The sequence below is a fragment of the Crassaminicella thermophila genome (assembly GCF_008152325.1).
GTDB lineage: Bacteria > Bacillota > Clostridia > Peptostreptococcales > Thermotaleaceae > Crassaminicella_A > Crassaminicella_A thermophila.
On the sequence record NZ_CP042243.1, the window covers coordinates 917,258 to 943,649 of the forward strand.

24 protein-coding genes and 1 other annotated feature are annotated in these 26,392 nt (G+C 30.6%); of the genes, 21 read left to right on the top strand and 3 right to left on the bottom strand.

The features are described from left to right. The first annotated feature begins 83 nt into the window (after positions 1–83). The 5 genes from FQB35_RS04150 (at position 84) to FQB35_RS04170 (ending at position 6,176) form a co-directional block, all read left to right on the top strand. Complete coding sequence (locus tag FQB35_RS04150; RefSeq protein WP_168198234.1) at positions 84–1,661, top strand: methyl-accepting chemotaxis protein; 1,578 nt, start codon at positions 84–86, stop codon at positions 1,659–1,661. A 309-nt stretch (positions 1,662–1,970) separates the two neighbouring features. Then, a complete protein-coding gene (locus FQB35_RS04155) occupies positions 1,971–2,339 on the top strand; it encodes an ArsR/SmtB family transcription factor (RefSeq protein WP_148808773.1) in 369 nt (122 codons plus the stop codon). Between the two features lie 27 nt (positions 2,340–2,366). Continuing rightward, entirely contained in the window at positions 2,367–2,654 is a 288-nt protein-coding gene (locus FQB35_RS04160) for a hypothetical protein (protein WP_148808774.1), read from the top strand. Positions 2,655–2,678: 24 nt separating this feature from the next. After that, positions 2,679–3,593 (top strand): ArsA family ATPase, encoded by a 915-nt coding sequence (locus tag FQB35_RS04165; protein WP_148808775.1) that lies wholly within the window; start codon positions 2,679–2,681, stop codon positions 3,591–3,593. Between the two features lie 216 nt (positions 3,594–3,809). Then, the gene (locus tag FQB35_RS04170) at positions 3,810–6,176 is read left to right on the top strand and encodes a heavy metal translocating P-type ATPase (RefSeq protein WP_148808776.1); all 2,367 of its coding nucleotides are present in this window, start codon (positions 3,810–3,812) and stop codon (positions 6,174–6,176) included. Between the two features lie 75 nt (positions 6,177–6,251). Here the strand turns inward: FQB35_RS04170 and FQB35_RS04175 are convergent, their stop codons facing one another. After that, positions 6,252–6,761, bottom strand: a complete 510-nt coding sequence (locus FQB35_RS04175) for a cupin domain-containing protein (RefSeq protein ID WP_231701853.1) — start codon at positions 6,759–6,761, stop codon at positions 6,252–6,254. A 199-nt stretch (positions 6,762–6,960) separates the two neighbouring features. On the opposite strand from FQB35_RS04175, the gene htpG reads away from it, so the two are divergent. The 13 genes from htpG to leuB all read left to right on the top strand — a co-directional run bounded on the left by htpG (position 6,961) and on the right by leuB (position 22,463). Next, positions 6,961–8,829 carry a molecular chaperone HtpG gene (htpG, locus tag FQB35_RS04180; RefSeq protein WP_148808777.1) on the top strand — a complete coding sequence of 623 codons (1,869 nt, stop codon included), beginning with the start codon at positions 6,961–6,963 and terminating at the stop codon, positions 8,827–8,829. A gap of 148 nt (positions 8,830–8,977) precedes the next feature. Next, positions 8,978–9,532: an NUDIX hydrolase gene (locus FQB35_RS04185; RefSeq protein WP_148808778.1), complete on the top strand. Its 555-nt coding sequence runs from the start codon at positions 8,978–8,980 to the stop codon at positions 9,530–9,532. Between the two features lie 135 nt (positions 9,533–9,667). Beyond that, complete coding sequence (locus FQB35_RS04190; protein ID WP_148808779.1) at positions 9,668–11,080, top strand: PdaC/SigV domain-containing protein; 1,413 nt, start codon at positions 9,668–9,670, stop codon at positions 11,078–11,080. 137 nt (positions 11,081–11,217) lie between these two features. After that, the gene (locus FQB35_RS04195) at positions 11,218–12,582 is read left to right on the top strand and encodes a sigma-54-dependent transcriptional regulator (RefSeq protein ID WP_148808780.1); all 1,365 of its coding nucleotides are present in this window, start codon (positions 11,218–11,220) and stop codon (positions 12,580–12,582) included. Between the two features lie 252 nt (positions 12,583–12,834). After that, positions 12,835–13,515: an alanine/glycine:cation symporter family protein gene (locus FQB35_RS16535; RefSeq protein ID WP_333473051.1), complete on the top strand. Its 681-nt coding sequence runs from the start codon at positions 12,835–12,837 to the stop codon at positions 13,513–13,515. Positions 13,516–13,537: 22 nt separating this feature from the next. Next, positions 13,538–14,290 carry an alanine:cation symporter family protein gene (locus FQB35_RS16540; RefSeq protein WP_333473056.1) on the top strand — a complete coding sequence of 251 codons (753 nt, stop codon included), beginning with the start codon at positions 13,538–13,540 and terminating at the stop codon, positions 14,288–14,290. 215 nt (positions 14,291–14,505) lie between these two features. Further along, positions 14,506–14,781, top strand: a binding site (T-box leader). 137 nt (positions 14,782–14,918) lie between these two features. Continuing rightward, entirely contained in the window at positions 14,919–15,203 is a 285-nt protein-coding gene (locus tag FQB35_RS04205; protein WP_148808781.1) for an ACT domain-containing protein, read from the top strand. 37 nt (positions 15,204–15,240) lie between these two features. Beyond that, a complete protein-coding gene (ilvC, locus tag FQB35_RS04210) occupies positions 15,241–16,233 on the top strand; it encodes a ketol-acid reductoisomerase (protein ID WP_148808782.1) in 993 nt (330 codons plus the stop codon). Between the two features lie 29 nt (positions 16,234–16,262). Further along, positions 16,263–17,918, top strand: a complete 1,656-nt coding sequence (ilvB, locus tag FQB35_RS04215) for a biosynthetic-type acetolactate synthase large subunit (RefSeq protein WP_148808783.1) — start codon at positions 16,263–16,265, stop codon at positions 17,916–17,918. 94 nt (positions 17,919–18,012) lie between these two features. Next, positions 18,013–19,656, top strand: a complete 1,644-nt coding sequence (gene cimA, locus FQB35_RS04220; protein ID WP_148808784.1) for a citramalate synthase — start codon at positions 18,013–18,015, stop codon at positions 19,654–19,656. Beyond that, complete coding sequence (gene leuC, locus FQB35_RS04225; RefSeq protein WP_148808785.1) at positions 19,604–20,866, top strand: 3-isopropylmalate dehydratase large subunit; 1,263 nt, start codon at positions 19,604–19,606, stop codon at positions 20,864–20,866. The genes cimA and leuC overlap by 53 nt, the downstream gene beginning before the upstream one ends. Positions 20,867–20,878: 12 nt before the next feature. Continuing rightward, on the top strand, positions 20,879–21,370 hold the full coding sequence (gene leuD / locus FQB35_RS04230) for a 3-isopropylmalate dehydratase small subunit (protein WP_148808786.1): 492 nt from the start codon (positions 20,879–20,881) through the stop codon (positions 21,368–21,370). 19 nt (positions 21,371–21,389) lie between these two features. Beyond that, the gene (leuB, locus tag FQB35_RS04235) at positions 21,390–22,463 is read left to right on the top strand and encodes a 3-isopropylmalate dehydrogenase (protein WP_207707342.1); all 1,074 of its coding nucleotides are present in this window, start codon (positions 21,390–21,392) and stop codon (positions 22,461–22,463) included. 156 nt (positions 22,464–22,619) lie between these two features. Here leuB and FQB35_RS04240 read toward each other — a convergent pair whose 3' ends face one another. Next, positions 22,620–23,375, bottom strand: a complete 756-nt coding sequence (locus tag FQB35_RS04240) for a TSUP family transporter (RefSeq protein WP_207707343.1) — start codon at positions 23,373–23,375, stop codon at positions 22,620–22,622. A 155-nt stretch (positions 23,376–23,530) separates the two neighbouring features. On the opposite strand from FQB35_RS04240, the gene FQB35_RS04245 reads away from it, so the two are divergent. Then, positions 23,531–24,907 (top strand): glycosyl hydrolase family 18 protein, encoded by a 1,377-nt coding sequence (locus FQB35_RS04245; RefSeq protein WP_148808787.1) that lies wholly within the window; start codon positions 23,531–23,533, stop codon positions 24,905–24,907. A gap of 424 nt (positions 24,908–25,331) precedes the next feature. On the opposite strand, the gene FQB35_RS04250 is transcribed toward FQB35_RS04245, so the two are convergent. Then, entirely contained in the window at positions 25,332–25,541 is a 210-nt protein-coding gene (locus FQB35_RS04250) for a DUF1657 domain-containing protein (RefSeq protein ID WP_148808788.1), read from the bottom strand. A 133-nt stretch (positions 25,542–25,674) separates the two neighbouring features. Here FQB35_RS04250 and FQB35_RS04255 point away from each other — a divergent pair, with 133 nt between their 5' ends. After that, complete coding sequence (locus FQB35_RS04255) at positions 25,675–26,040, top strand: phage holin family protein (protein ID WP_148808789.1); 366 nt, start codon at positions 25,675–25,677, stop codon at positions 26,038–26,040. Positions 26,041–26,175: 135 nt separating this feature from the next. After that, the gene (locus FQB35_RS04260) at positions 26,176–26,382 is read left to right on the top strand and encodes a DUF1657 domain-containing protein (RefSeq protein WP_148808790.1); all 207 of its coding nucleotides are present in this window, start codon (positions 26,176–26,178) and stop codon (positions 26,380–26,382) included. Positions 26,383–26,392: the final 10 nt, after the last annotated feature.

Below are 26,392 nucleotides of genomic sequence, written 5' to 3' on the forward strand. Positions count from 1 at the left end.
TTGGTAAAATGTTATTGTGTTATAAAAAGATTACAATTTAAGATAGGAGAGTGTAAATAACGATGTTGACGGGGATATCAAATATGAAATTAAAGTACAAAATATTGATTCTTGTATTGGTCTTGGTTTTTATAGTTATTTCATTAATAGGGTATATTGTGTATGTTAATACATACAAAAGTACAGAGGAAATGGTTGTTGAAAGATTGAGAGATCAATTAAAGATAATGTCTGCAACAATAAAGCAATATAATAAATTAGGATATTCTGAAATAGAAGTAAGAGATATATTGAGAAATAGCATTTATAATGATGAAGAATTTCCAAAAAATCTTTTGATAGATTTGGCTGGAGACGGATTCATTTTCATATTAGATAGAAATGGTAATAATATTGTTCATCCAGCTTTAGAAGGACAGAATTTAATTGACAAAAAAGAAAGTTTTAAAAAAATATTTACAGAAAAAAATGGAATGATCAAGTACATATCACCTAAAAATGGAGAATGGAAGCTTACTGTATTTTCTGATGATAATCCTTATGGATGGGTAGTTTCAGCAACCGTTTTTAGAGATAGAATCATAAAAAAACATGTAATTGGTGTACTTAAGAGTATTATTATGGTTTCTATGCCAATTTTAATAATGTTTATGATAGTTTTGACTTTAGTTATTGGACATCAAATAAAACCGATAACTAATATTGCTAGGAAATTAGAGGATATAGCCTCAGGAGAAGGAGATTTAACTCATGTATTGAAAGTTGATTCGAAAGATGAGATAGGTAGACTTTCAGATAGTTTTAATAGATTTGTAAATAAAATTAGAGATATGATAGTAGAAATATCAGCATCTAGTGAAAATTTAGAGTCGATTTGTGATTCATTGGAGGCAATTGCAGGAGAGGTTAATGTTTCATCAGAAAAATTATCTGTTATTACTTCTGAAATTGCAGAAGGAGCAACAGATCAAGCTAATGATGTTATAACGATAGCGGAGAAATTAACTGAATTAGGTGAAGAAATTCATGAGATTAATGAAATATCAAATATAATGAAAGAAGGTTCTATAGAAATAAAAAATATTACTTTAATTAGTAAAGATAGTATGAATGATTTACAAAAAAGCAATAGTGATAATATTAAAGCTTCAAATGAGATAAATGATGCAATAAGAGAATTATATGATAAAGCGCAACGAATTTCTGAAATTACGGAAGTTATTAATGGAATTTCAAATCAAATTAATTTATTGGCACTAAATGCTTCAATTGAAGCAGCGAGAGCAGGAGAGTATGGACGTGGTTTTGCTGTTGTAGCGGATGAAGTTGGAAAACTAGCAGAAGAATCTAATGAATCTACAGTTGAAATAGCAGCTATTGTTGGAGAAATACAGAAACAAGTAACATATACAAGAGAGTTGATGGATAATGTTTTAAATATTTCTGAAAGCCAATCAAAATCAGTTAAAAAATCCAAAGATGATTTTAACAATGTAGTTGTATCATTAGATGGTATAATTGAAAAAATTGATAAAGTGAATATTAAAATTACTAATGTTTATGATAAGAAAAATGATATACTTACAGCTATTCAAAAATGTTGCAAGTATATCTCAAGAAACAGCAGCATCAACAGAAGAGGTTGCAGCATTTGCAGATGAATTTCAAGCTAGTATAAATGATGTTTCTATCAATGCTAAAAGCTTGGGTGAATCAAGTAAAAATTTATCAGGTATGATTTCTAAATTCAAATATTAAATATGATAATATTGCCTTATTTTGTAGTGACGAGCCCTTATTGTAGATTAAATATAATTGATTTGATATAGGTAGTTGCAATCTATATTTTGCAACTACCTTATATTTTTTGAAATTATTTTTTCTAACAAGTTGAAAGTTAGTAAAAAAAGGTATATACTTAAAAAAGAATCAACATATGAACAATCATTCATATATAAGGAGTTGAAATCATGGTTAATAACAAAACTTTAGTAGAATTTTGCAACTGTAATATCATTCATGAAGATATCGTAAGAAAGGTGAAGTCTAACATGCCTCAGGAAGAAAAACTTTATGATTTGGCAGAATTATTTAAGGTTTTTGGAGATACAACAAGAATTAAAATACTTTGTGCATTGTTTCAAGCGGAAATGTGTGTATGTGATATAGCAGCTTTATTAGGTATGACACAGTCGGCTATATCTCACCAATTGAGGGTTTTAAAGTCAGCAGGACTTGTTAAATACAGAAAGGAAGGAAAAATAGTATATTATTCCTTAGATGATGATCATATAGAAAATATTTTTGAACAAGGATTTAATCATATAAATCATAAGTAGTATATTTTAAATTAAAGGAGGAGGATTATGAATAAAGAAAATATAAACAAAGTGAAAGAAAATATTAAACTTTTTTTAAAAGCTGCTTTTGATATAGAAGATAAGTCTAAAGTACTTATTAGAAAAGAAGCTATGGATGAGTTGGATAATTTTATGCTTCTATGTTATGGAGATTTATTAGGACTTCCCATACCAATCTCATATTATACACTAGAAATTCTCCCATACATTGCTGATGATTTAGAAGGTTGGGAGAGAAGAATTTTAAATAGAAAAAGTGTTGTGAATGATAGATGGGGAGATTTCTGTTGCTAAATATTAATAAGGGGGAACTAAGTAATGAATAAATTTGTATTCTTTGGAGGAAAAGGCGGGGTAGGAAAGACCACTTCATCAGCAGCTTATGGATATAATTGTGCAAAGAAAGGTATGAAAACGTTAGTAGTTTCTACAGATCCTGCCCATTCTTTATGTGATATTTTTGAGACTACTATTGGCTCGGAAATAAAAAAATTAAAAGAAAATTTGTATGCTTTAGAAATAGACCCAGAAAAAGAGAGTATTAAATATATTAATCGGATCAAAACTAATATGAAAAAAACAGTTAGTCCAGTAATTATATCTGAGATAGAAAAACAACTTGATGCTGCCTCAGTTTCGCCTGGATCTGAAGAATCAGCAATTTTTGATAAACTTGTTGAAATAATTAATGAATATGGAAATGAATTTGATAAGGTTGTATTTGATACAGCTCCTACAGGACATACATTAAGACTTTTATCTCTTCCAGAATTATTAGGGGGATGGCTTGATAGGCTGATTGAAAAGAGACAAAAGGCGTTGAAACTTCTAGAGATGTCAAATAGAAAAGATAAAGATGAAATTATGAAAGATCCTGTAATTGAAATATTAAGTAATAGAAAGAAGAAATTAGAAAAGGCAAGAGAAATATTAATAGATAGAAATATGATTAGTTTTGTATTTGTTTTAAATGCAGAAAGGCTTCCTATTGAAGAAACTAAAAAAGCAGTGAATGTTTTAGAAAAGTACAAGATTCCAGTTAACGATCTGGTTGTAAACAAAATTCTTCCGGATAGTATAAGTGATGATTTTTGGAGAGCTAGAAAAGAATTGGAAGATAAGTATTTACAAGAGATATTAAAAACCTTTAAAGATAAAGAAATTATTAAAATACCACTACTAAACTCAGATGTAAGAGCAAATCATATAGAAGTAATATCACAGTTTTTTTAAGCATTAAGGTGTTCAATCTAGATAACAAAATAAAGTATGTTTTTGAGTTTGTTTGCTTTGAGTATTTGTATTAAAAAGGTTGGCAATTTATGGTTTGATATATGAATAATCATTCATATAATTGGGAGTCAGGTAACACAACATATTTTAGTAGAAGGATTTATACATGTAAGCCAAAATTGTAAAGATGTAAATGAGTAAAAAGGAGGTATAAAAATGAACCAATTAAATCGTAAAGAATTTATTTTAGAAGGTTTGGATTGTGCTAATTGTGCAATGAAGATTGAGTCTAAGATAAATGAGCTTAACGGTGTAAATAAAGCAACAGTAAATTTTGCAACTCAAATTCTTTTGATTGAAGCAAATGAAGCATATATAGACAAAATTGTTTCTGAAGCTAAAAGTATAGTGAATAAACTTGAACCACATGTAATTGTTAAAGAAAGAGTATTTAATAATAGTAAGATAAAAAAAGTATATATTCTTGAAGGATTAGGATGTGCTAATTGTGCTAAAAAGATCGAGAATAAAGTTAATGACATTAAAGGTGTGGATAAGGCTTTTATAGATTTTGCTTCAAGCAAATTAATTATAGAAGTATCTGATAGAAAAATTCTAGATAGAATTTTAGATGAAGTAACAACAATAGTAAAAAAGCTAGAGCCAGATGTAGATGTGTTGGAAGAGAATAAAAAAGATTCAAATATTAAAGAACAGGATATAAGAGAAAGATGGTACAATAAACAATCCACAAGGTTGATTATTTCAGCCGTATTATTTGGAATAGCTATGTTGTCTAAGTTATCAAATAGCATAGAAATTATTTTATATGCAATAAGTTATTTGCTGGCTGGTAGAGAAGTTCTTTTAAAGGCAGGTAAAAATATAATAAGAGGACAGGTTTTTGATGAAAACTTTTTGGTAGTTATAGCAACGATTGGTGCATTTGGAATTAATGAAGCACCAGAGGGTGTAGCAGTTATGTTGTTCTTCCAAGTTGGAGAATATCTCCAAGGTAAGGCAGTAGATCATTCTAGAAAATCAATTGCTTCACTTATGGATATACGACCTGACTTTGCAAATCTTAAAATTGGAGAAAAAATACAGAGAGTTTCCCCAGATGAAGTAGAAATTGGAAGTATTATTGTAGTAAAACCAGGAGAAAAAGTTCCATTAGATGGAAAAGTCATAGAAGGAAAATCAATGGTTGATACTTCGGCATTAACTGGAGAGTCTGTTCCAAGAAAAGTTGATATAGGAGATGAGGTTTTAGGTGGATTTATTAATACTAATGGATTATTAACAGTAGAAGTTACAAAAAAATTTAAAGAATCTACAGTATCTAAAATACTAGATCTTGTGCAGAATGCAAGTAGTAAAAAGGCTCCAACTGAAAACTTTATAACAAAGTTTGCAAGATATTATACACCTATTATAGTATTTATGGCTTTGGCATTTGCAATAATTCCTCCACTAATAATTGAAGGAGCAAGTTTCTCACAATGGATATATAGAGCATTGGTATTCCTTGTAATATCCTGTCCTTGTGCATTGGTAGTATCAATACCCCTTGGATTCTTTGGAGGAATTGGGGGAGCATCAAAGAGTGGTGTATTGGTGAAGGGAAGTAATTATCTAGAAGCTTTAAATAATGTAGATATAGTAGTTTTCGATAAGACGGGTACATTGACTAAGGGTGTATTCAAGGTTACAGAGATTGTAGCTGAAGGTGATGTGGATAAAGGAGAGCTTTTAGAATACACAGCATATGCAGAGAGCTTTTCAAACCATCCGATTGCATTATCAATATTAAAGGAATATGGTAAAGAAGTAAACCAAAATGAAATAGCTGATTATGAAGAAATATCAGGACATGGAATAAAGGTTAAGGTAAAAGGAAATGAGGTACTAGCAGGGAATAAAAAGCTAATGAATAAGGAAAATATAGAGTGTCAAAATGTAGAGACATTTGGAACTGTTGTTCATGTTGCAATAAATAAAAAATATAGCGGATATATTGTGATATCAGATGAAATAAAAGAAGATTCAGCACAGGCTATAAAGGAACTTAAAAATATTGGAGTAAGAAAAACTGTTATGCTTACTGGTGATAATAAGGTTGTAGGAAATAATGTAGGAAAACAACTAGGATTGGATCAAGTACATGCAGAATTACTTCCACATCAAAAAGTTGAGAAATTAGAGGTGTTAGATAAAGAAAAATCTCCGAAAGGAAAGTTAATTTTTGTTGGAGACGGTATAAACGATGCTCCAGTACTAGCAAGGGCAGATGTTGGTGTAGCTATGGGTGGATTAGGCTCAGATGCAGCAATTGAGGCTGCTGATGTCGTTATCATGACTGATGAGCCATCAAAGCTTGTAAGCGGTATAAGGATAGCTAAAAGAACAAGAAAGATAGTATGGCAAAATATAATTTTTGCATTGGGAGTGAAAGCAATAGTTTTGACTTTGGGAGCTTTTGGAATCGCTACACTCTGGGAAGCTGTATTTGCTGATGTTGGTGTAACTGTTCTTGCTGTTATAAATGCCATGAGAGTTATGAAAGTAGAAAAAATTAAATAAAAGAATATGAATAAAAATTATTTAGATTTAAAACTTAAATAAAATAATGCTTAGTGTTTGTAGCACTAAGCATTATTAGTTTTTGTTCTCTTCAGCAGCTTCTGCATCTGCTTTAGTTTCATGTATTGTACCGTATGGATGTTGAGGTGGTGCATAAATAGAGTATAATTTAATCGGTTTATAACCTGTATTAATTAGATTATGCCATTTACCAGCAGGTATGATAAACGCATAACCATCATAGACTTTTGCTTGGAAATTTAACTGATCTTTTCTATCACCCATTTTAACAAGACCTTGACCTTCTTCGATACGTATAAATTGATCAAGGTTTGGATGAACTTCTAAACCTATGTCTTCTCCAACATCAATGCTCATTAATGTAAGTTGTAAATGTTTTCCTGTCCATAAAGCGATACGAAAATAATTGTTTTGCTTAGTAGCCTCATCGATATTAACTACAAAGGGTTTAGGACCATAATCCTTTAATTTAATAAACTGTTTCCACAAGTATGGGTTATATATTGGTGTGTTAACCCAATAAGGATATGGATATGGTCTATAAACATTATACATATTGTTCATTCCTTTCATAGGTTTTACAATATCATATGTTTTATGGTTAGAGAAGGTGTTTCAATCCACATATTGACATAATCTTTAAAATATGATATATAAAAATTGATTATTAGCACTCAATGATAAAGAGTGCTAATATTAAAGTGTAAAAAAATATTTTTTAGGAAATAACTTTTACATTTTATTGGGAAAGGAGAGATTTAAATTGGAAACAAAACAGTTTAAGGCAGAGTCTAAAAGATTATTAGATATTGTGATTAACTCAGTTTATACTCATAGGGAAATTTTTTTAAGAGAACTTATTTCTAATGCAAGTGATGCAATTGATAAAATATATTATAAAACATTAGTAGATGATTCTTTGACTTTTGAAAAAGACAACTACTATATTAAAGTAATTCCTGATAAGGAAAATAGAGTATTGAAAATTTGTGATACTGGTATTGGAATGACAAAAGAAGAACTTGATGAAAATCTTGGAGTTATTGCAAAAAGTGGATCTTTACAATTTAAAAAGGAAAATGAATTAAAAGATGGATATGATATCATTGGTCAGTTTGGAGTTGGATTTTATTCTACATTTTTAGTAGCTGATAAGGTTACGGTTATTAGTAAAGCTTTTGGTAGTGATGAAGCTTATAAGTGGGAATCTGAAGGGGTAGATGGATATACCATTGAACCATGTGAAAAAGATTCTGTTGGTACAGAAATTATACTTAAAATAAAAGAAAATACAGAAGATGAAAATTTTGATCAGTATTTAGACGAATATAGACTAAAGGCAATAATTAAGAAATACTCTGATTTTATTAGATACCCAATAAAAATGGACATAACTCAAAGAAGACTTAAAGATGGAAGTGAAAATGAATACGAAGAATATATAGAGGAACAGATTATAAATAGTATGGTTCCTATATGGAGAAAGAATAAAAATGAACTTAAGAAAGAAGATTATGATAATTTTTATTTTGAAAAGCACTATGGATTTGATAAACCAATAAAACATATACACATTAGTGTTGATGGTGCAGTAAGTTATAATGCAATTTTATTCATTCCAGAAAAAATTCCATTTGATTTTTATACAAAAGAATATGAAAAAGGATTAGAATTATATTCTAATGGTGTTTTGATTATGAATAAGTGTGCAGATTTATTGCCTGATTATTTTGGTTTTGTGAAAGGTATCGTAGACTCAGAAGATTTATCTCTTAACATATCTAGAGAGATATTGCAGCATGATAGACAGTTGAAGCTTATTGCCAAAAACATAAAAACAAAAATAAAGAGTGAATTAGAAAAAATGCTAAAAAATGAAAGGGATAAGTATGAAAAGTTCTATGAATCTTTTGGACGACAATTAAAGTATGGTGTTTATAGTGATTTTGGAAGCAATAAAGATGTCTTAAAAGACTTACTAATGTTTTATTCATCTAAAGAGAAAAAAATGGTTACTTTAGCTGAATACGTTTCTAGAATGCCTAAAGAACAAAAATATATTTATTATGCTGCTGGAGAATCTAATGAAAGAATTGAGAAAATGCCGCAAACAGAGCTTGTATTAGATAAAGGATATGAAATATTATACTTTACAGATGATGTAGATGAGTTTGCTATAAAAATGATGATGACATATGAAGGTAAAGAATTTAAATCTGTATCTAGCAGCGACTTAGGGATAGAAATAGGAGAAAATGAAAATGATGAAAAAGACAATAAAGAATTATTTGAATCTATGAAAGATATTTTATCTGACAAAGTAAAAGATGTCAGAGCGTCAAAGAGGTTAAAGCATCATCCAGTATGTCTATCAAATGAAGGAGAAATTACCATTGAAATGGAGAAAATCCTAAACGCTATGCCTAATAACCAAAATATAAAAGCAGATAAAGTTTTGGAAATAAATATAAATCATGATGTATTTAGGTCATTAAAAGAAATTTACGAAAAAGATAAAGATAAATTTAAATTATATACAGATTTACTATACAATCAAGCATTATTAATAGAAGGATTGCCACTTCCTGATCCTGTAGAATTCACGAACAATATCTGTAAAATAATGAAGTAGATAGTACCCCCTAAAAAGTAGATTTTATATCGCTTTTTAGGGGGTTATTTAAGTATTTAAGTTAAAGCAAGAATAGGTAAGAAAAATCGAAAAAATTATGAGAAATTTTTAATTGATTAGTTTAAAATAAAGATTAGGAGGTGTTAAGATGAAAAGAATTGTACTTGAGGATAAAACTGTATTTGAAGGGAAGATTTTTAAAGTTCATCAACAAAAAATTAAAAGAGAAGATGGGGCTATTTATCATCGTGATATTGTAAAAAAGAATGGTGCTGTAGCAGTACTTCCCATTACAGAAAATAATGAAATTGTTTTGGTAAGTGAATTTAGAGATGCTTTAGGAAAGGAAGTACTTACTGTTCCAGCAGGGCTTCTTGATAAAGAAAATGAGGATATAAAAGATGCTGCAAAAAGAGAACTAAAAGAAGAAACTGGTATACATGAAGTATATTCACTTGATTATGTAGGGGAAATATATTCATCAGAAGGATTTACAAATGAATCTACATATTGTTTTCTAGCGAAAGTGAATGCTGCTAGCAGAAAAGAAGTATCTTTAGATGAAAATGAACAAATTGATCCAAATAAAATGCAATTTATTCCTTTTGAAAAAGCTTTGCAGATGGTTGATCAGAATGAATTTAAATCAAAAGCAACAAATTATTTATTATTAATAGCAGATAGAATGAATAGAAAAAAGTAAAAGTTAAGCAGGGGTAAATCTTATATTAAGATTTGCTCCTGTTTTAAATTGTAACTCTTTTGTAACGATTTTTTTAAATAAAAACTATAAAATAGCCATATGAAAAGATATTAATATGATTAGGAGGATTTATAAATGAAAAAAAATATATGTCGTGTAATAAGTGTATTGATGATTGGAAGTATATGTATATTTTCTACTGCATGTACTTCTACAGTAAGCAAAGCAGCAGGAACAAAAATTCAAGCTGAGAAAAATCAAGAAATTAAAATTAAAACAAAAACGTTAAAGTTAGATGAAAAATATCTGATTGGGGATGTGGAAATTCCTGTATTTTCAAATTTTATGAATAAAGAGGTAGAAGAGAGAATCAATAATTATTTTGAAAAAAATGCAACTGATTTTATAGATATGCAAATGGAATCTGCAAAGTTAATGAAGAAAGAAGATGGTTTTAAGAAAAATAAAATAGCATCAAATTTTAAAGTAACGTATAAAGATAAGAATTTAGTAAGTGTAATTATTAATAAGAATGTAGATAATTCCTTTAGAATCAAAGATTGCTATACATTGGATTTAAATACAGGAAAACAAATTTTTCTTTATAGATTGTTTGATCCAATGAAAGATTACAAACAAATAATAAAAAATTATGTTGAAGAGGATATGAAAAAGAAGGGAAAAGAATATTTCTTGAGTAAGTCAGATATAAAAGATAATCAATATTACTTAAAAGAGAATAGTCTTGTAATATATTTAAATCAATATGAAACAAATTTTGAAAATGAGGATTATGATGAATTTGAAATTCCATTTGAAGCATTTCAAGATGGTATTAATACAAAAATTTCTCTAAAGCCTTATAGTGTAAAGGTAGATGCAAAAAAAATAAATAAAGATAATCAATATCTTATAGAAAATATTAATATACCAGTTATTTCAGGGTTAGAAGATGAAAAGGTTCAAAATAGAATAAATAAAATGTTTGAATCAGATGCTAAGAAGTTTAGGAACGAACTAAATGAATATGCAAAGAGTGCTTTTGAGGATTTTAAAAAGGATGGCTATGAAATGAGACCTTATATAGCAGATATAACTTTTGAAGAGAAGAAAAACGAAAAAGATATTTTAAGTATTTATACAGTTTATTATCAATATACAGGTGGAGCTCATGGTATGCATAATGATATAGCTTATAATATTGATTTAAAGACTGGAAATATTATTAAGCTAAAAGATTTATTTAAAGAAGGATATAATTATAAAAAGGTAATAGATGAAAAAATAAAGGAGCAAATAGACAAAATTCAATCTGAGTATAAAGAAAAGAAATTAAAAGAAGGAGAAAAGATAAAAAATATATATTTACCTTATAATAGATTTGAAGGAATTGATAAGAATCAAAGATTCTATTTAAAGGATAATCGATTATGTATATACTTTGGATTATATGAAATAGCTTCTTATGCTGAAGGAATACCAACTTTTGAAATTCCTCTTTCAGAATTAAAGGAAGGTTTAAAAGAAGATTTTAGTGATTTGTTATAGTTACTAAAAGGTTGTAAACAAAAAAATCTCTCGATTTTAGAATGAGGGATTTTTTTGTTGTTTATACATTAAAATAATAGTATATAATGAAATAAAAAATGATTAGCTAGTGAGTATGACACTGTAGGAGGGATAGGATGGTAGATGATATAAATCATTCTTTTAAGATATTGATTGTTGATGATCAAGAAGAATATAGAGAAACTCTAGATTCAATTTTGAAAAGTAATGGTTATTATACTGATACTGCAAGTAGTGGCCATGAGGCCCTTGAAAAGCTAAAAAAAGAAAAATTTCATTTAGTTCTTACAGGTTTTATTATGAGTGGAATGAATGGGATTGATCTTTTAGAAGTGATAAAGAGAGATTATAGTGATACTGAGGTTATTGTTTTTACAGGTTATGGTTTAGTAAAAAATGCTGTTGATTCTGTGAAAAAAGGAGGATTTGATTATTTTATAAAGAGTCAAGATCCTGAGGAACTTCTTACTTCAATAGAAAGACTTGCAAAGTCAAGGAATTTTAAAAATAAAAATTCTACATTAATAAAAGACAAATCAACGTTTCCGTTCATACTAGAAACCTCAAGCGAAAGGTTTAAAAAAGTATTAGATATAGGCAGAAAGGTAGCAAATAGCAATGCTAATGTTCTTATACTAGGAGAGTCAGGAGTTGGAAAGGAAGTTTTTGCGCGATATATTCATCAAAATAGCGATAGAAACTCTGAAATATTTGTTGCAGTAAATTGTCATGCTTTTTCAGAAACTTTGCTTGAATCAGAGTTGTTTGGACATGAAAAAGGTGCATTTACTGGTGCTCATGAAAGAAGAATTGGTAGGTTTGAAGCAGCACATGAAGGAACACTTTTTCTTGATGAGATAGGGGATACCTCATTAGAAACACAGGTAAAATTACTTAGAACAATAGAAAATAAGAAAATAGAACGTATCGGGAGCAATAAATTAATAGATGTAGATTTTAGATTGATTTGTGCTACAAATAGAGATATTTATAAGATGGTAGCTGATAGTTTATTTAGAGAAGATTTATTTTATAGAATTAGTACTATTACAGTAGAAATTCCTCCTTTAAGAGAAAGAAGAGAGGATTTACCTAAATTGATAAATTTTTTCTTTAAAAAGGCAGAATTTGAGTTTAAAAAAGAGATTAGAAGAGTGGAAGCTGATGTTATGCGTTTTTTATTGAATTATCATTATCCTGGAAATGTAAGAGAACTTAAGAATATAGTTGAGAGACTAGTTATTTTATCTGATAATGGTATTGTGAAAGTGGAGGATATCCCTGAAAAAAAAGGAGTATTGAATTTCTCTCTAGATAGTGAAAAAATTAAAACTTTAAAGGAGTTTCGTAGAGAAGCTGAGACAGAATATATTCAGAGTATATTGACATTATGCAATTACAACATGACTGAAACTGCAAAAAAGTTAGGTATTAGTAGACGCCAACTATTTAATAAATTAACTGAGTATGGTTTAAGATAGTAGAAAACATCACGGATTGGAAATAAATTTCATATATAACGGGAAAAATATTTCTCAAGCATAAAAAGAATTAACTTTTTAATAGCTCCTCAAAATTTGAAAAAACGACAAAAATAAAAAAATTCAGCAAATTTCAAAGTTGGAACGAAACTTGCTTAATAATTATTGTGTTGCTATAAGTCAGTATGTATGCAATTATATTTACCTTATGGACTTGTAGTAATAAATAAGAAAAATAAGGAGGAGTTATTTTTGAATCAAATTATTGACTTTCTTAACAGTATTATTTGGAGTAAGGCGCTTGTATTTCTTTGTTTAGGTGCTGGTGTGTACTTCTCAATATTGATGAAGTTTCCACAAGTACGTCTTGTAAAGGATATGGTTAATCAATTATTTAAAGGGGAGAGCTCAAAAGAAGGTGTGTCATCATTTCAAAGTTTTGCTATGGCATTAGGTGGTCGCGTAGGTACTGGTAATATTGCAGGTGTTGCTACTGCTATTGGATTAGGTGGACCAGGTGCAATATTTTGGATGTGGGCAATTGCTTTCTTAGGTGCAGGTTCAGCATATATTGAAGCAGCTCTTGCGCAAGTATGGAAGGATGAAATGGATGGAGAATATCGTGGGGGACCTTCATATTTCATAGAAAAAGGTTTAGGCCAAAAATGGTATGGTATTCTTTTTGCAATTTCAGCAATAATAGCTATGGGATTTTTCTTACCAGGTGTTCAAGCGAATAGTATTGCAGCAGCTATGAATAATGCATTTAACATACCTCCAGCAGTATCTGGCTTAATTGTAGCTGGTTTATTAGCACTTATAATTTTTGGTGGTGTTAAGAGAATAGGTAGAGCAGCTGAAATTATAGTACCATTTATGGCGATAGCTTATATTATTGTAGCTTTGATAATTATTATTTTTAAATATAGGTAAGGTTCCTGCAGTTCTTAGGTTAATTTTCTCATCTGCATTCGGAGCACAGCCAATGTTTGGAGCTATTATTGGACAGGCTATAATGTGGGGAGTTAAACGTGGTATTTACTCAAACGAAGCTGGTCAAGGTACAGGACCTATGGCAGCAGCTGCTGCAGAAGTATCCCATCCAGCAAAACAAGGGCTTGTTCAAGCATTCTCAGTATATGTTGATACATTATTTGTTTGTTCGGCTACTGCTTTTATGATTATAATTACTGGTATGTACAATGTTTCAAGTAGCACTGGTGGATTTTTAGTTGAAAATATACCTGGAGTAGAAATTGGTCCTGTTTATACACAAATGGCAGTTGATACTTTGGTTCCTGGTTTAGGACGTGCCTTTGTTGCAATTGCATTATTCTTCTTTGCGTTTACAACATTAATGGCATATTACTATTATGCAGAATCTAATGTTGCATATTTAGCTAAAAACTTTAAAAATCATAAGTTAGTTTTTAATATTACTCGTATAGTATTATTATTGATGACTTTCTATGGTTCAATTAACACAGCAGGTTCAGCTTGGGCTTTAGGTGATGTTGGTGTTGGTCTTATGGCTTGGCTTAACATAATAGCGATTATTTTGCTTACAAAGCCTGGTGTTGCAACACTTAAAGACTATGAAGAGCAAAAGGCTAAAGGTATTGATCCAGTATTTGATCCTAGAAAACTTGGAATTAAGAATGCTGAGCTTTGGGTTAAAAAATTAGAGTTAAATAAGACTAGTAAGTAAAAAATATTTTATAGTGCTTATATCTTTTTAGGTTAAAGATATAAGCACTATTTTTTGAAAATAAAATTATATATTAAGAAGAAAAATAAAGATGTGTTCATTACAGATAACTTTTTTTATTGTTTATCTTGAAAAAAATAAAAAAATTTTAAAATTTGTATTGACGAATAGCAAAATAGATAGTAAAATGTTTTTAACCAATTTAACTGAATATTTTAATAGTTATGACGGAGAGAAAAATACTATTCCTTTGACTACAGAGAGCTGATGGTTGCTGAGAGTCAGTGTCAAAGCAGTATATAATAATCACTCCTGAACTGCCAAGTTGAAACAAGTAATTGGAGTAAATGAGGCCGGGTGCTACAAGTTTGTAGCCTGCCACCGTTATATGGCTAGGGTTAAAAGGAAATTCCTTCGACCTGAAGAGTCAATTCATGTGAGTGAATTGTAAATTAGGGTGGTACCACGGGAAAAAATCTCTCGTCCCTAGGATACAAATATTTGTGTCTTAGGGATGAGGGATTTTTTTATATAACCACTGATAATAGGACAAATAGTTTAATGGAATCCTTTTTAAAAGATTTGTGGAAATATTTAACATAAAAGTAAATAAAAGGAGGGAGAGCGTGTGAACAGAATTTTATTTGCCCAAGTAAATAATCAGCCAGAGGTATTAATGCGTGTTATAGGTCTTTTAAGAAGAAGGGAATTTCATATGAAAAGCATCAGTATGGTAGAAGCAGAAAATCCTTCATTCGCTCATTTGATGATAGCAACAAAAGAAGATCATCAAAGCATTGAAAGAGCAATGTATTTAATAGAAAAAATGGTTGATGTGTATCAAGTAAAGACATTTGATGAAAATTTTTTTGAAGATGAAGTAACAAAAAAAGATTTACACAATGTGATGTAAATTTAAAAATAAAAACAATATAAAGGGGAGATTTTAAATGGCAAAAATGTATTATGAAAAAGATGCAGATTTACAATTATTTAGTGGAAAGAAAGTAGCTGTAATTGGTTTTGGAAGTCAAGGGCATGCACATGCACTTAATTTAAAAGAGAGTGGAGTAGATGTAGTAGTAGGTCTTTACAAGGGAAGTAAATCATGGGATAAAGTAAAAGAATGTGGATTAGAAGTTATGGAGGTTTCTGAAGCTGTAAAGCTTAGTAATGTTGTTATGATGCTTGTACCAGATGAAAAGCAAGCAAAACTTTATAATGAAGAAGTAAAACCTTATCTAAATGAAGGAGATGCATTAGCTTTTGCTCATGGATTTAATATTCATTTTAATCAAATCGTTCCACCTTCTGATGTGGATGTTTTCATGGTAGCACCAAAGGGACCTGGTCATTTAGTTAGAAGAGTATATACAGAGGGTGCTGGAGTTCCTGCATTGTTTGCAGTTTTTCAAGACTATACAGGAAAATGTAGAGACTTAGCATTAGCATATGCAAAAGGAATAGGAGCAGCAAGAGCTGGTGTTATTGAAACAACATTCAAAGAAGAAACAGAAACAGATTTATTTGGTGAGCAAGCTGTATTATGTGGTGGTGTTACAGAGCTTATTAAAGCTGGATTTGATACATTGGTAAATGCTGGATACCAACCAGAAATCGCATATTTTGAATGCTTGCATGAAATGAAGCTAATTGTTGATTTACTATATGAAGGTGGATTTGAGAAAATGCGCTATAGTATCAGTGATACTGCAGAATATGGAGATTATATGATTGGTAAGAGAATTGTAACAGAAGAAACAAGAAAAGAAATGGAAAAAGTGTTAAAGGAAATTCAAACAGGACAATTTGCAAAGGATTGGATTACAGAAAATATGGCAAATAGACCAGTGTTTAATGCTAGAAAGCAAGAAGAATTAAACCATCAGATTGTAAAAGTAGGAAAAAATTTAAGAGAAATGATGTCATGGCTTAATAAATAAAAGGTATAAAATAGGGGGTAGACATATATATGAAACTTACTGGGGCCGAAATTGTATTAGCATGTCTAAAGGAGCAGGGAATAGATAAAATATTTGGATATCCAGGAGGTGCTGTGATTCCATTATATGATGCATTGTATGATCAAAGAGAGCATTTTCAGCATATTCTTACTTGTCATGAACAAGGTGCATCACATGCAGCAGATGGATATGCAAGAAGTACTGGGAATGTAGGCGTTTGCTTTGCAACTTCTGGTCCCGGTGCAACAAATACTGTAACAGGTATTGCAACAGCTTATATGGATTCAGTTCCTTTAGTTGTAATAACAGGGCAAGTACCTGCTAACTTGTTAGGAAAAGATTCTTTTCAAGAAGTAGATATAACTGGGATTACGCTACCTATTACAAAGCATAATTATTTTGTAAAGGATGTTGAAAAATTAGCAGATGTAATTAGAGAAGCCTTTGAAATAGCTAAAAGTGGTAGACCAGGACCTGTACTTATTGATATTCCTAAAAATGTATTTTTAGAAAAAGCCACATATGTAGAAAAAAAAGAAGTTAATGAAAATATAAGAACAAGCTGTGTTGAAAATAATCAGTTAATTAAAGCAGCCAATTTTATAAATATGGCATCAAAGCCTGTAATATATGCAGGTGGAGGGATTATTATTTCTGATGCATCACAAGAATTATATAGTTTAGCTACAAAAGGAAATATTCCAGTCGTTAATACCTTAATGGGATTAGGAAGTTTTCCAAGAGATCATGCCCTCTCCCTTGGACTTGTGGGTATGCATGGTATGAAAGAAGCAAATTTGGCTGTATGTGGTAGTGATTTGATTATTGCTATAGGTGCAAGATTTAGTGATCGTGTTATCGGTGTAGCAGAAGAGTTTGGCCCTAAGGCAAAAGTTATTCATATAGATATTGATAAATCTGAAATAGGGAAAAACAAGGGCGTAGATTTATCAGTAATAGGAGATGTGAAAAAGGTTTTATTTGAATTAAGCAATATGATTGTTAATAAGGATAGATCTACTTGGCTAGAAGAAATTGATACATGGAGAGTAAAAAAAGAGTTAAAGGAAAAATCCTTTAAAGCAGTAGATATTCTTAATTGTGCATGGAATGTTTTAGGAGAAGATACTATTGTGACTACAGAAGTAGGACAGCATCAAATGTGGACAGCGCAAAATTTTCCATTTAAAAAGCCTAGAACATTCATATCTTCTGGAGGATTAGGGACAATGGGTTATGGACTAGGAGCGGCTATTGGTGCTCAGGTAGGAAACCCAGAAAAAAATGTGTTGCATATAGCTGGAGATGGAAGTTTTAGAATGAACTGCAATGAATTGGCTACTGTATCTAAATATAATTTACCAATTATCACATTATTATTTAATAATCAAACTTTAGGGATGGTTAGGCAGTGGCAGAAAATGTTTTGCAATGAAAGATATTCAGAAACAGATATTACAGGAGAAGTAGATTATATGAAATTAGTAGAAGCATATGGTTTAAGGGGATATAGGGTTGATAATATAGATGATTTAGAGAATGCTTTGAATGAAGCTAAAAGACTTAGAAAACCTATTGTAATCGAATGCATATTATCAAAGGATGATTGTGTATTTCCTATGGTTCCACCAGGAAAACCAATCCACCATATTATTCTTGAATAAGCCCATAAATTAGTTTGGGTATATTTCGTCCTTGAATAGTATGATTCAAGGATGATTTTTTTACAAAATATCCTTAATAGGGAGGAGGCAGGAAATGTTTCAAATGGTAAAAATATTTGATTCAACGCTAAGAGATGGAGCACAGGCTGGGGGAGTTTCATTTTCTGTTGAGGATAAATTAAAAATTGTAAAAGCATTAGATGATTTGGGAGTTAGCTACATTGAAGCTGGTAATCCAGGGTCAAATTTTAAAGACTTGGAGTTTTTTAAAAGAATAAAAGAAATAAAATTAAATTATTCAAAGTTAACAGCGTTTGGAAGTACTAGAAGAAAAGGAATTTCTGTTGAAGAAGATGAAAATATTAAGTCTTTATTAATGGCTGATACCCAGGCAGTTGCAATTTTTGGGAAAGCTTGGGACTTTCATGTAACAGAGATTATTAGAACTTCTTTAGAAGAAAATTTAGATATGATTAAAGAAACAATAGCTTTTTTAAAGAGAAAAGAAAAAGAAGTCATATTTGATGCAGAGCATTTTTTTGATGGATATAAATCAAATCCAGATTATGCTTTTAGAGTCATAAAAGCAGCAGTAGATGGAGGAGCTGATTGTATTGTGTTATGTGATACAAATGGAGGAGCTTTTCCAAATGAAGTCTATGAAATCACAAAAAAGGTAGCAAAAACTTTCTCTGTTGAAATAGGGATACATTGCCATAATGATTGTGGTATGGCAGTTGCTAACTCAATTATGGCAGTAGAAGGAGGAGCAGTTCATATTCAAGGAACTTATATTGGATTAGGTGAAAGATGTGGAAATGCAAATCTTTCTACATTAATTCCAAATTTGCAGATAAAAAAGGGTATTTTTTGTATACCAAATGAGAATTTAAAAAATCTTACTGCTACTGCAAGATATATTTCAGAAATTACAAATGTTTCATTAGATACAACAGCACCATATGTAGGAAATACTGCTTTTGCTCATAAGGGTGGAATGCATATTGATGGAGTAAATAAGGCATCTCATTCATTTGAGCATATATCTCCAGAGCTTGTAGGAAATAGAAGAAGATTTTTAATGTCAGAAGTTTCTGGTAAGACTACAATTCTTCCTATGATACAAAAGATTGATAGTTCATTAACTAAAAATTCACCAAAAACACAAGAAATTATAGACGAGCTTAAAAGATTAGAGCATTTTGGATATCAATTTGAAGGAGCAGAAAGTTCTTTTGAATTGATTATACGTAAACATTTAGGAAAATATAAACCATTCTTTGAATTAAATTATTATAAAGTTATTGAAGAAGAACCAGCTAATAATAAAGATTATAGTTCTTCTGCCTTAATAAAAGTAAGAGTAGATGAAAAAGAAGAAATGACAGCTACAGAGGGGAATGGACCAGTAAATGCATTAGATAAGGCCCTTAGAAAAGCTTTAGAAGTATTCTATCCAAGTTTAAAAGAAGTTCATTTGACAGATTACAAGGTTAGGGTGCTAAATGCAGAAGAAACTACAGCAGCAAAAGTAAGAGTTCTTATTGAATCAACTGATGGGAAAGAACTATGGAGTACAGTAGGTGTATCTACGAATATTATTGAAGCAAGTATGATTGCTTTAGTAGATTCTATTGAATATAAGCTTATAAAAGATTTAGAAAAAAATGAAGGAGGATTATCTTATGGGAATGACCATGACACAAAAGATTTTAGCAGCACATGCGGGATTGGATAAGGTAAAAGCAGGACAATTTATTGAAGCAAATTTAGATATGGTACTAGGAAATGATATTACAACACCTGTAGCAGTAAAGGAATTTAAAAAAATGGGTGCAAAAGAAGTGTTTGATAAGAAAAAAGTTTCTATTGTTCCAGACCACTTTACACCTAATAAGGATATAAAAGCAGCAGAGCAGTGTAAATTTATTCGTGAATTTGCTTATGAAAAGGAGATTGAAAACTACTTTGAAGTAGGAGAGATGGGAATAGAGCACGGACTTTTACCAGAAAAAGGTTTAGTTGTAGCAGGAGATGTAGTTATAGGAGCAGATTCTCATACTTGTACTTATGGAGCATTAGGGGCATTTTCAACAGGAATTGGTAGTACAGATATGGCAGCAGGTATGGCAAGAGGAAAATGTTGGTTTAAAGTACCAAGTGCCATAAAATTTGAATTAAAAGGAAAACCTCAAAAATGGGTAAGTGGAAAAGATATTATACTTCATATTATTGGAATGATTGGTGTAGATGGTGCCCTTTATAAATCAATGGAGTTTATGGGAGATGGTATAAAACATCTATCTATGGATGACCGTTTTTCAATGGCAAATATGGCTATTGAAGCAGGTGGGAAAAACGGTATCTTTATCGTTGATGATAAGACAATCGAGTATATGAAAGAGCATAGTAAAAAGGAATACACAATATATACTCCTGATGAAGATGCAGAATATGATGAGGTTTATGAAATTGATTTGAGTACTATTCGTCCAACAGTAGCATTTCCACATCTTCCAGAAAATACACGTACAATTGATGAAGTGGGAGAAATAAAAATTGATCAGGTAGTCATTGGTTCTTGTACAAATGGAAGAATCGAAGACTTAAGAGTGGCAGCAAAAATATTAGAAGGAAGAAAAGTTGCAAAAGGAGTAAGAACAATAATATTCCCAGCAACACAAAAGATATATCTTCAAGCATTAAAAGAAGGATTAATAGAAACCTTTGTAAAAGCAGGAGCAGCTTTTAGTACACCTACTTGCGGACCATGTCTTGGAGGACATATGGGAATACTTGCAAAGGGTGAGCGTGCTATTGCAACAACAAATCGTAACTTTGTGGGAAGAATGGGACATCCTGAATCAGAAGTATACCTTTCAAGTCCAGCAGTAGCAGCAGCTTCTGCAGTAACAGGAAAAATAACTAATCCAGAAGAACTAGAATAGGGGGAACAGAATATGAAGAAAAAAGGATACGTTTTTAAATATGGAGACAATGTAGATACAGATGTAATTATACCTGCAAGATATTTAAATACTTCAGATCCTGCAGAACTTGCAAAATACTGTATGGAGGATATAGATGCAAACTTTTCTAAAAAAGTAAAAAAAGGAGATATTATTGTTGCAGGGAAAAATTTTGGTTGCGGATCTTCAAGAGAGCATGCACCTATTGCTATTAAAGCAAGCGGTATATCTTGTGTGATTGCAAGTACCTTTGCAAGAATTTTCTATAGAAATGCTTTTAATATTGGGTTGCCTATATTAGAATGTGAGCAAGCTGTAAAAAGTATTGAAGCAGAAGATGAGATAGAAGTAGATTTTGAAACAGGAGAAATCTTTAATATAACAAAGAATGAAAGCTACCAAGCAGAACCTTTTCCACCGTTTATACAAGAAATTATAAAAAATGATGGTCTTGTAAATTATGTAAAGCAGCAATTGAAATAAAGAATTGGAGGGTATAATAATGAATTTTAATATAGCAATGATTCCTGGAGATGGAATAGGACCAGAAGTTGTAGAGCAAACAGTTCTTGTATTAGAGAAGGTAGGAGAAATTTATAACCATAAATTTAACTTTAAAGAGGCTTTAGCAGGAGGATGTGCTATTGATGAATATGGTGAGCCTCTTCCTAAAAAAACAATAGACATTTGTAAAGAAAGTGATGCTGTTTTGTTAGGAGCTATAGGAGGTCCGAAGTGGGATAATTTACCTGGGGATAGAAGACCTGAGAGAGCATTGCTTGGATTAAGAAAAGCTTTAGGATTATATGCAAATATTCGTCCAGCGATATTGTTTGACCAATTAAAAGAAGCTTGTCCTCTAAAGCCAGAAATTATAGGAGATGGCCTTGATATTTGTATTGTTCGTGAGCTTACAGGAGGTATATATTTTGGAGAAAAGGGAAGAAAAGATACAGAGCTTGGTCAGGCTGCTTTTGACGTAGAAATATATAGTGAAGAAGAAGTAAGAAGAATCGCAAAAACAGCATTTGATATAGCAAGAAAGAGAAATAAAATAGTTACAAATGTAGATAAAGCAAATGTGTTAGAAAGCTCAAGACTTTGGAGAAGTGTTGTTGAAGAAGTAGCAACTGATTATCCAGACGTTACATTAAATCATATGTATGTGGATAATGCATCTATGCAGCTTGTAAGAAATCCAAAGCAGTTTGATGTAGTTGTTACGACTAATATGTTTGGAGATATATTATCTGATGAGGCAAGTATGATCACAGGATCTATAGGAATGCTTCCATCTGCTAGTTTAGGGGAAGGAAACATAGGTATGTATGAGCCTGTACATGGTTCAGCTCCAGATATAGCAGGATTGGATAAGGCAAATCCAATGGCGACAATATTATCTGCTGCTATGATGCTTCGATATTCCTTTGGATTAGAAAAAGAAGCAGATGCAATAGAAAAAGCTGTCAAAAAAGTATTAGATGACGGCTATAGAACAATGGATATTATTAATGAAGGAAAGAAAGCAGTTGGAACAAAAGAAATGGGAAGATTGATCATAGAAGCATTAAGTTAATGCTTCTATGATTTTTTATTCTATAGGAAATTATAAATTTTTTGAACTGTTGATAACTTTGGTAACTGAATAAAAGTATCAACTATTTTGAGCAACGGAGTCCGTTAGGACTCGTTGGCGACATGAGCCATGCGATAGCATGAAGCGAATTTTTTATTAATGGATTATCGTAAAAGATATTTTTGCCATAAATGCAATGGAAATAATGATAAAGATGGGTTTTATCAACTTTCTACCATTTGTAATGGCAAGATTTGTTCCTAAAAGAGCACCTAGCATCATACATATTCCAAGAGGAATTCCAATAGAATAGATGACTTTGCCGTTAATGGCAAAAACGAAAAAAGATGTAATGACACTTGTAGTATTTAATATTTTAGCATTTCCACAGCTTATTAAAAAATCAAATCCTAAAAAGGTAATGAATGAAAAGATTAGAAATGATCCTGCACCTGGGCCGAAAAAACCATCATAAAATCCTAATATGAATGCAATGCATCCACCAATCATAATATTTCTTTTATTCATACCAGAAAAATTATCTTTGCTACCCAAATCTTTTTTGAAAATGGTATAAAGACAAACAACAAAAAGGAGTATGACTACAATAGTGTTTAGAATTTTTTGATCAATCATTAATACTGTATTTACGCCTAAGATTGCCCCTATGACTGTACAAGGAATCATATACTTTAACATTGGAAAGTGAACTTTTTTTGATTTAATAAATTTTACTGAACTAGATAAGGTTCCAAAAATTGCACCTAGCTTATTTGTACCCAAAGCAAAATGAGGCGGTACACCAAATGCAAATAAGGCAGGAATACTAATAAGACCGCCACCGCCAGCAATAGAGTCAACAAATTGTGCTAAAAAACCAAAAAAACAGATATACAAAATTTTCATTTCCATAAATGTACCTCCTCAAATAATTTATCATGATACTATTTTATTGGAAAAATGAGTAAATGTCATCATAATATTTATAAAATAAAAATTATTAACCATTTTCTAATAGAAGGAATAAAATAATATGAAGGATTTTATAAAAAGAAGAAGGTGGGAAAATGTGGAGAAGTCCTGTTAAAATCTATGTTGTTCAACAAGGAGACACGTTATACAGCATTGCAAGAAGATTTAATACAACAATAGAAAGCATTATGGCATTAAATGGACTAACAAATACCATGTTAATGCCAGGTCAACGTCTTAAGATTCCTCTTTATACAGAAGCAGTTGTCACTGTAGATGCTGCAAATATTCGAAAAGGACCTGGAATTAATTATCCGGTTATTGCTAAAATGACTAAAAATGCGCGTCTTCCTGTTATAGGTGTTTGGAAGGATTGGTATAAAGTTAAGTTATTTGATGCAAGTAAAGGATGGATTAGAAAAGACCTTGTGGAGCGGTTTATACATGATGGAGAAAGGCCAATTGTAGGGAACTTAGGATTTTATACCTTAGAAGAAGGACCGACACTGCCTAGTTCTTATAATTCTTTTGTGAACAATACACCATATATTTCAGAAACAGGCTTATTCTTATTTCAAATCAATAAAGAAAATCCAACAGAAATAGTAAAATTTGGAGATTTCACAGATCAGTATGTAGAAGATATTGTATCAATTGCACATAGCCAGAATATAAAGATTTTACCTGTAGTGCATAATTTGCTATATAAAAATGGTGGGTCAAAGGTTTCTAAAGATGTTGTAAAAGAACTCGTATCGAAAAAAGAAAATCGGCAAGCCTTTGTACAAAATATAATAAAGCTCATTGAAACATATGATTTTGATGGTGTAAATATTGATATTGAAGATGTATACCTAGAAGATAGTAAGAATTTATCTGCTCTTTATACAGAATTAGGAAAAGCACTTAGAAAAAAAGGTTATTACCTATCCGGATCTATTCCTGCTAGGGTAAGTGATGAGCCTTTTAATCCTTTCTCTGATCCGTTTGATTATGGTGCTATTGGAAAGGCCGTCGATGAATTTGTTGTAATGCTTTATAATGAGCATGGATGGCCTGGAAGTGGACCAGGACCTGTTGTTTCAATAGGTTGGATGGATAGAGTAATAAGATATACAATGAGTAAAATGCCTAAAGAAAAAATTGTAGGAGCCGTTTCAGTCTTTGGTTTTGATTTTAATTTAACAACAGGTAAAAATACTTATGTAACTTATGAGATGGCCATGAAGCTTGCAGATAAATATAATAAAGAGATTATTTTTGATGAAACCACAAAAACACCTATGTTTGCTTATGTAGATGAAAAAGGAAATCAGCACGAAGTATGGTTTGAAAATAAAGATAGTATTTATGCAAAAATTCAAAAAGCCTGGGAATTAGGTATAAAAGGTATTGCTTTATGGAGACTAGGAATGGAGGATCCTCAGATTTGGACTATGCTTAGAGAAAATGTTGTTGTAAAAAGAGATTGATAAAAAAAGAGCTTATATTTCCTTGGAAATATAAGCTTTTTTAATGTCTATATGTAGCGGAATTTGTCGTTTTAAATAAAAAAAGCATGAATTATAAGGAAATTTGTATTATAATTAATATCATGCGACAAAAAGTGCATGATTATACCTTGCAGATCGCCCGTATCTATGTTTTATGAGGATTGTTATTTTTGATCAATACTAAATGAGGAGGGGGTCATCATGCAAAATCCTAAATACATAAGATTAATAGGAGGTTATACATTTCATAGGCGAAAAAGGTTTCGGTGTAAATTTTTATTTATTAGTGTAGTTTTAGGAATTTTAATTATTCTATATTTTATAAGAAAGTAAAAGGGACTTATTTTTATTTAATATGAAAACTTAACAATAAACAAAATCTCTGCTTTGGCAGAGATTTTGTTTATTGTTGCTGATTATATTGAGGTTCTTCATTTTTTACAAAATCAAGCCTTCCTTGAAGGGTTTGAGCAGTATTTTCCATGGTTGTAGCTAGTTGATTAAACATTTGTTTTGCTTGCTGGTCATCTGTATCCATTGAAAAAGTTTTTAAATCTGCTGCGAGACCTTTAGCACTTGCTAAAGCTTGCTCTAGTTTATTTACTGTAGTCATAATTAGTCTCTCCTTTATATAAATGTTTTTACAAGTATAGTATTTACAAAATGTAAAAAAATATAAGCAGAGAAAAATACATAAAAATAACTTGAAGGGTAAATACTGTTATATAGAAAGGAGGTTGTTTTCATTGGTAGAGAAAAAAAGAGAAGAAAATAATATAAGTTTAGGAGGCATGCTAATAAGAGTATTAGTATCTATGTTAGTATTAGCAGTTGCTGCTTTCTTTACACCACATTTTTCTATTACTGGCTTTGTTCCTTTATTTATGGCTGCAGTAGCTATTGGTGTAATTGATTATCTAATAGAAAGATTTACTGGATTTGATGCTTCTCCTTTTGGAAGAGGAATTACAGGATTTGTTGTATCTGCACTGATTATTTATTTAACAGGAATGCTTGTTAAAGGAGTAACAGTAAGTTTATTTGGTTCAATTTTAGCAGCTTTGGCTATAGGGATTATCAATATGATTATTCCAGGAAGAAGTACATTATAAGCTCAGATGATGATCTGAGCTTTATTTTTCGTAAAACTATAAAATATGTTGAGAAAAATAACTTTTATGAATGAATGCAGATCATAATTGAAAAAATAAATATAAATGCAAATTTTAAAAAGGAGATTAAAGGGTATGACAGTTAGTTCAAAAGTAAAGCAGACATTAGCAAATTTAAAAGGTACACAAAGTACTTTAAGATTATATGCAATACAAACAATAGATGAAAATACGAAAGCTACATATGAAGAAGCATTAGTAATAACAAACGAGATTATAAAAGATTTAGAAGAAAGGTTAAAAACCTTAGAATTTGAAGAACCACAATATAAAGGTTATTAAGAGAGGGAAT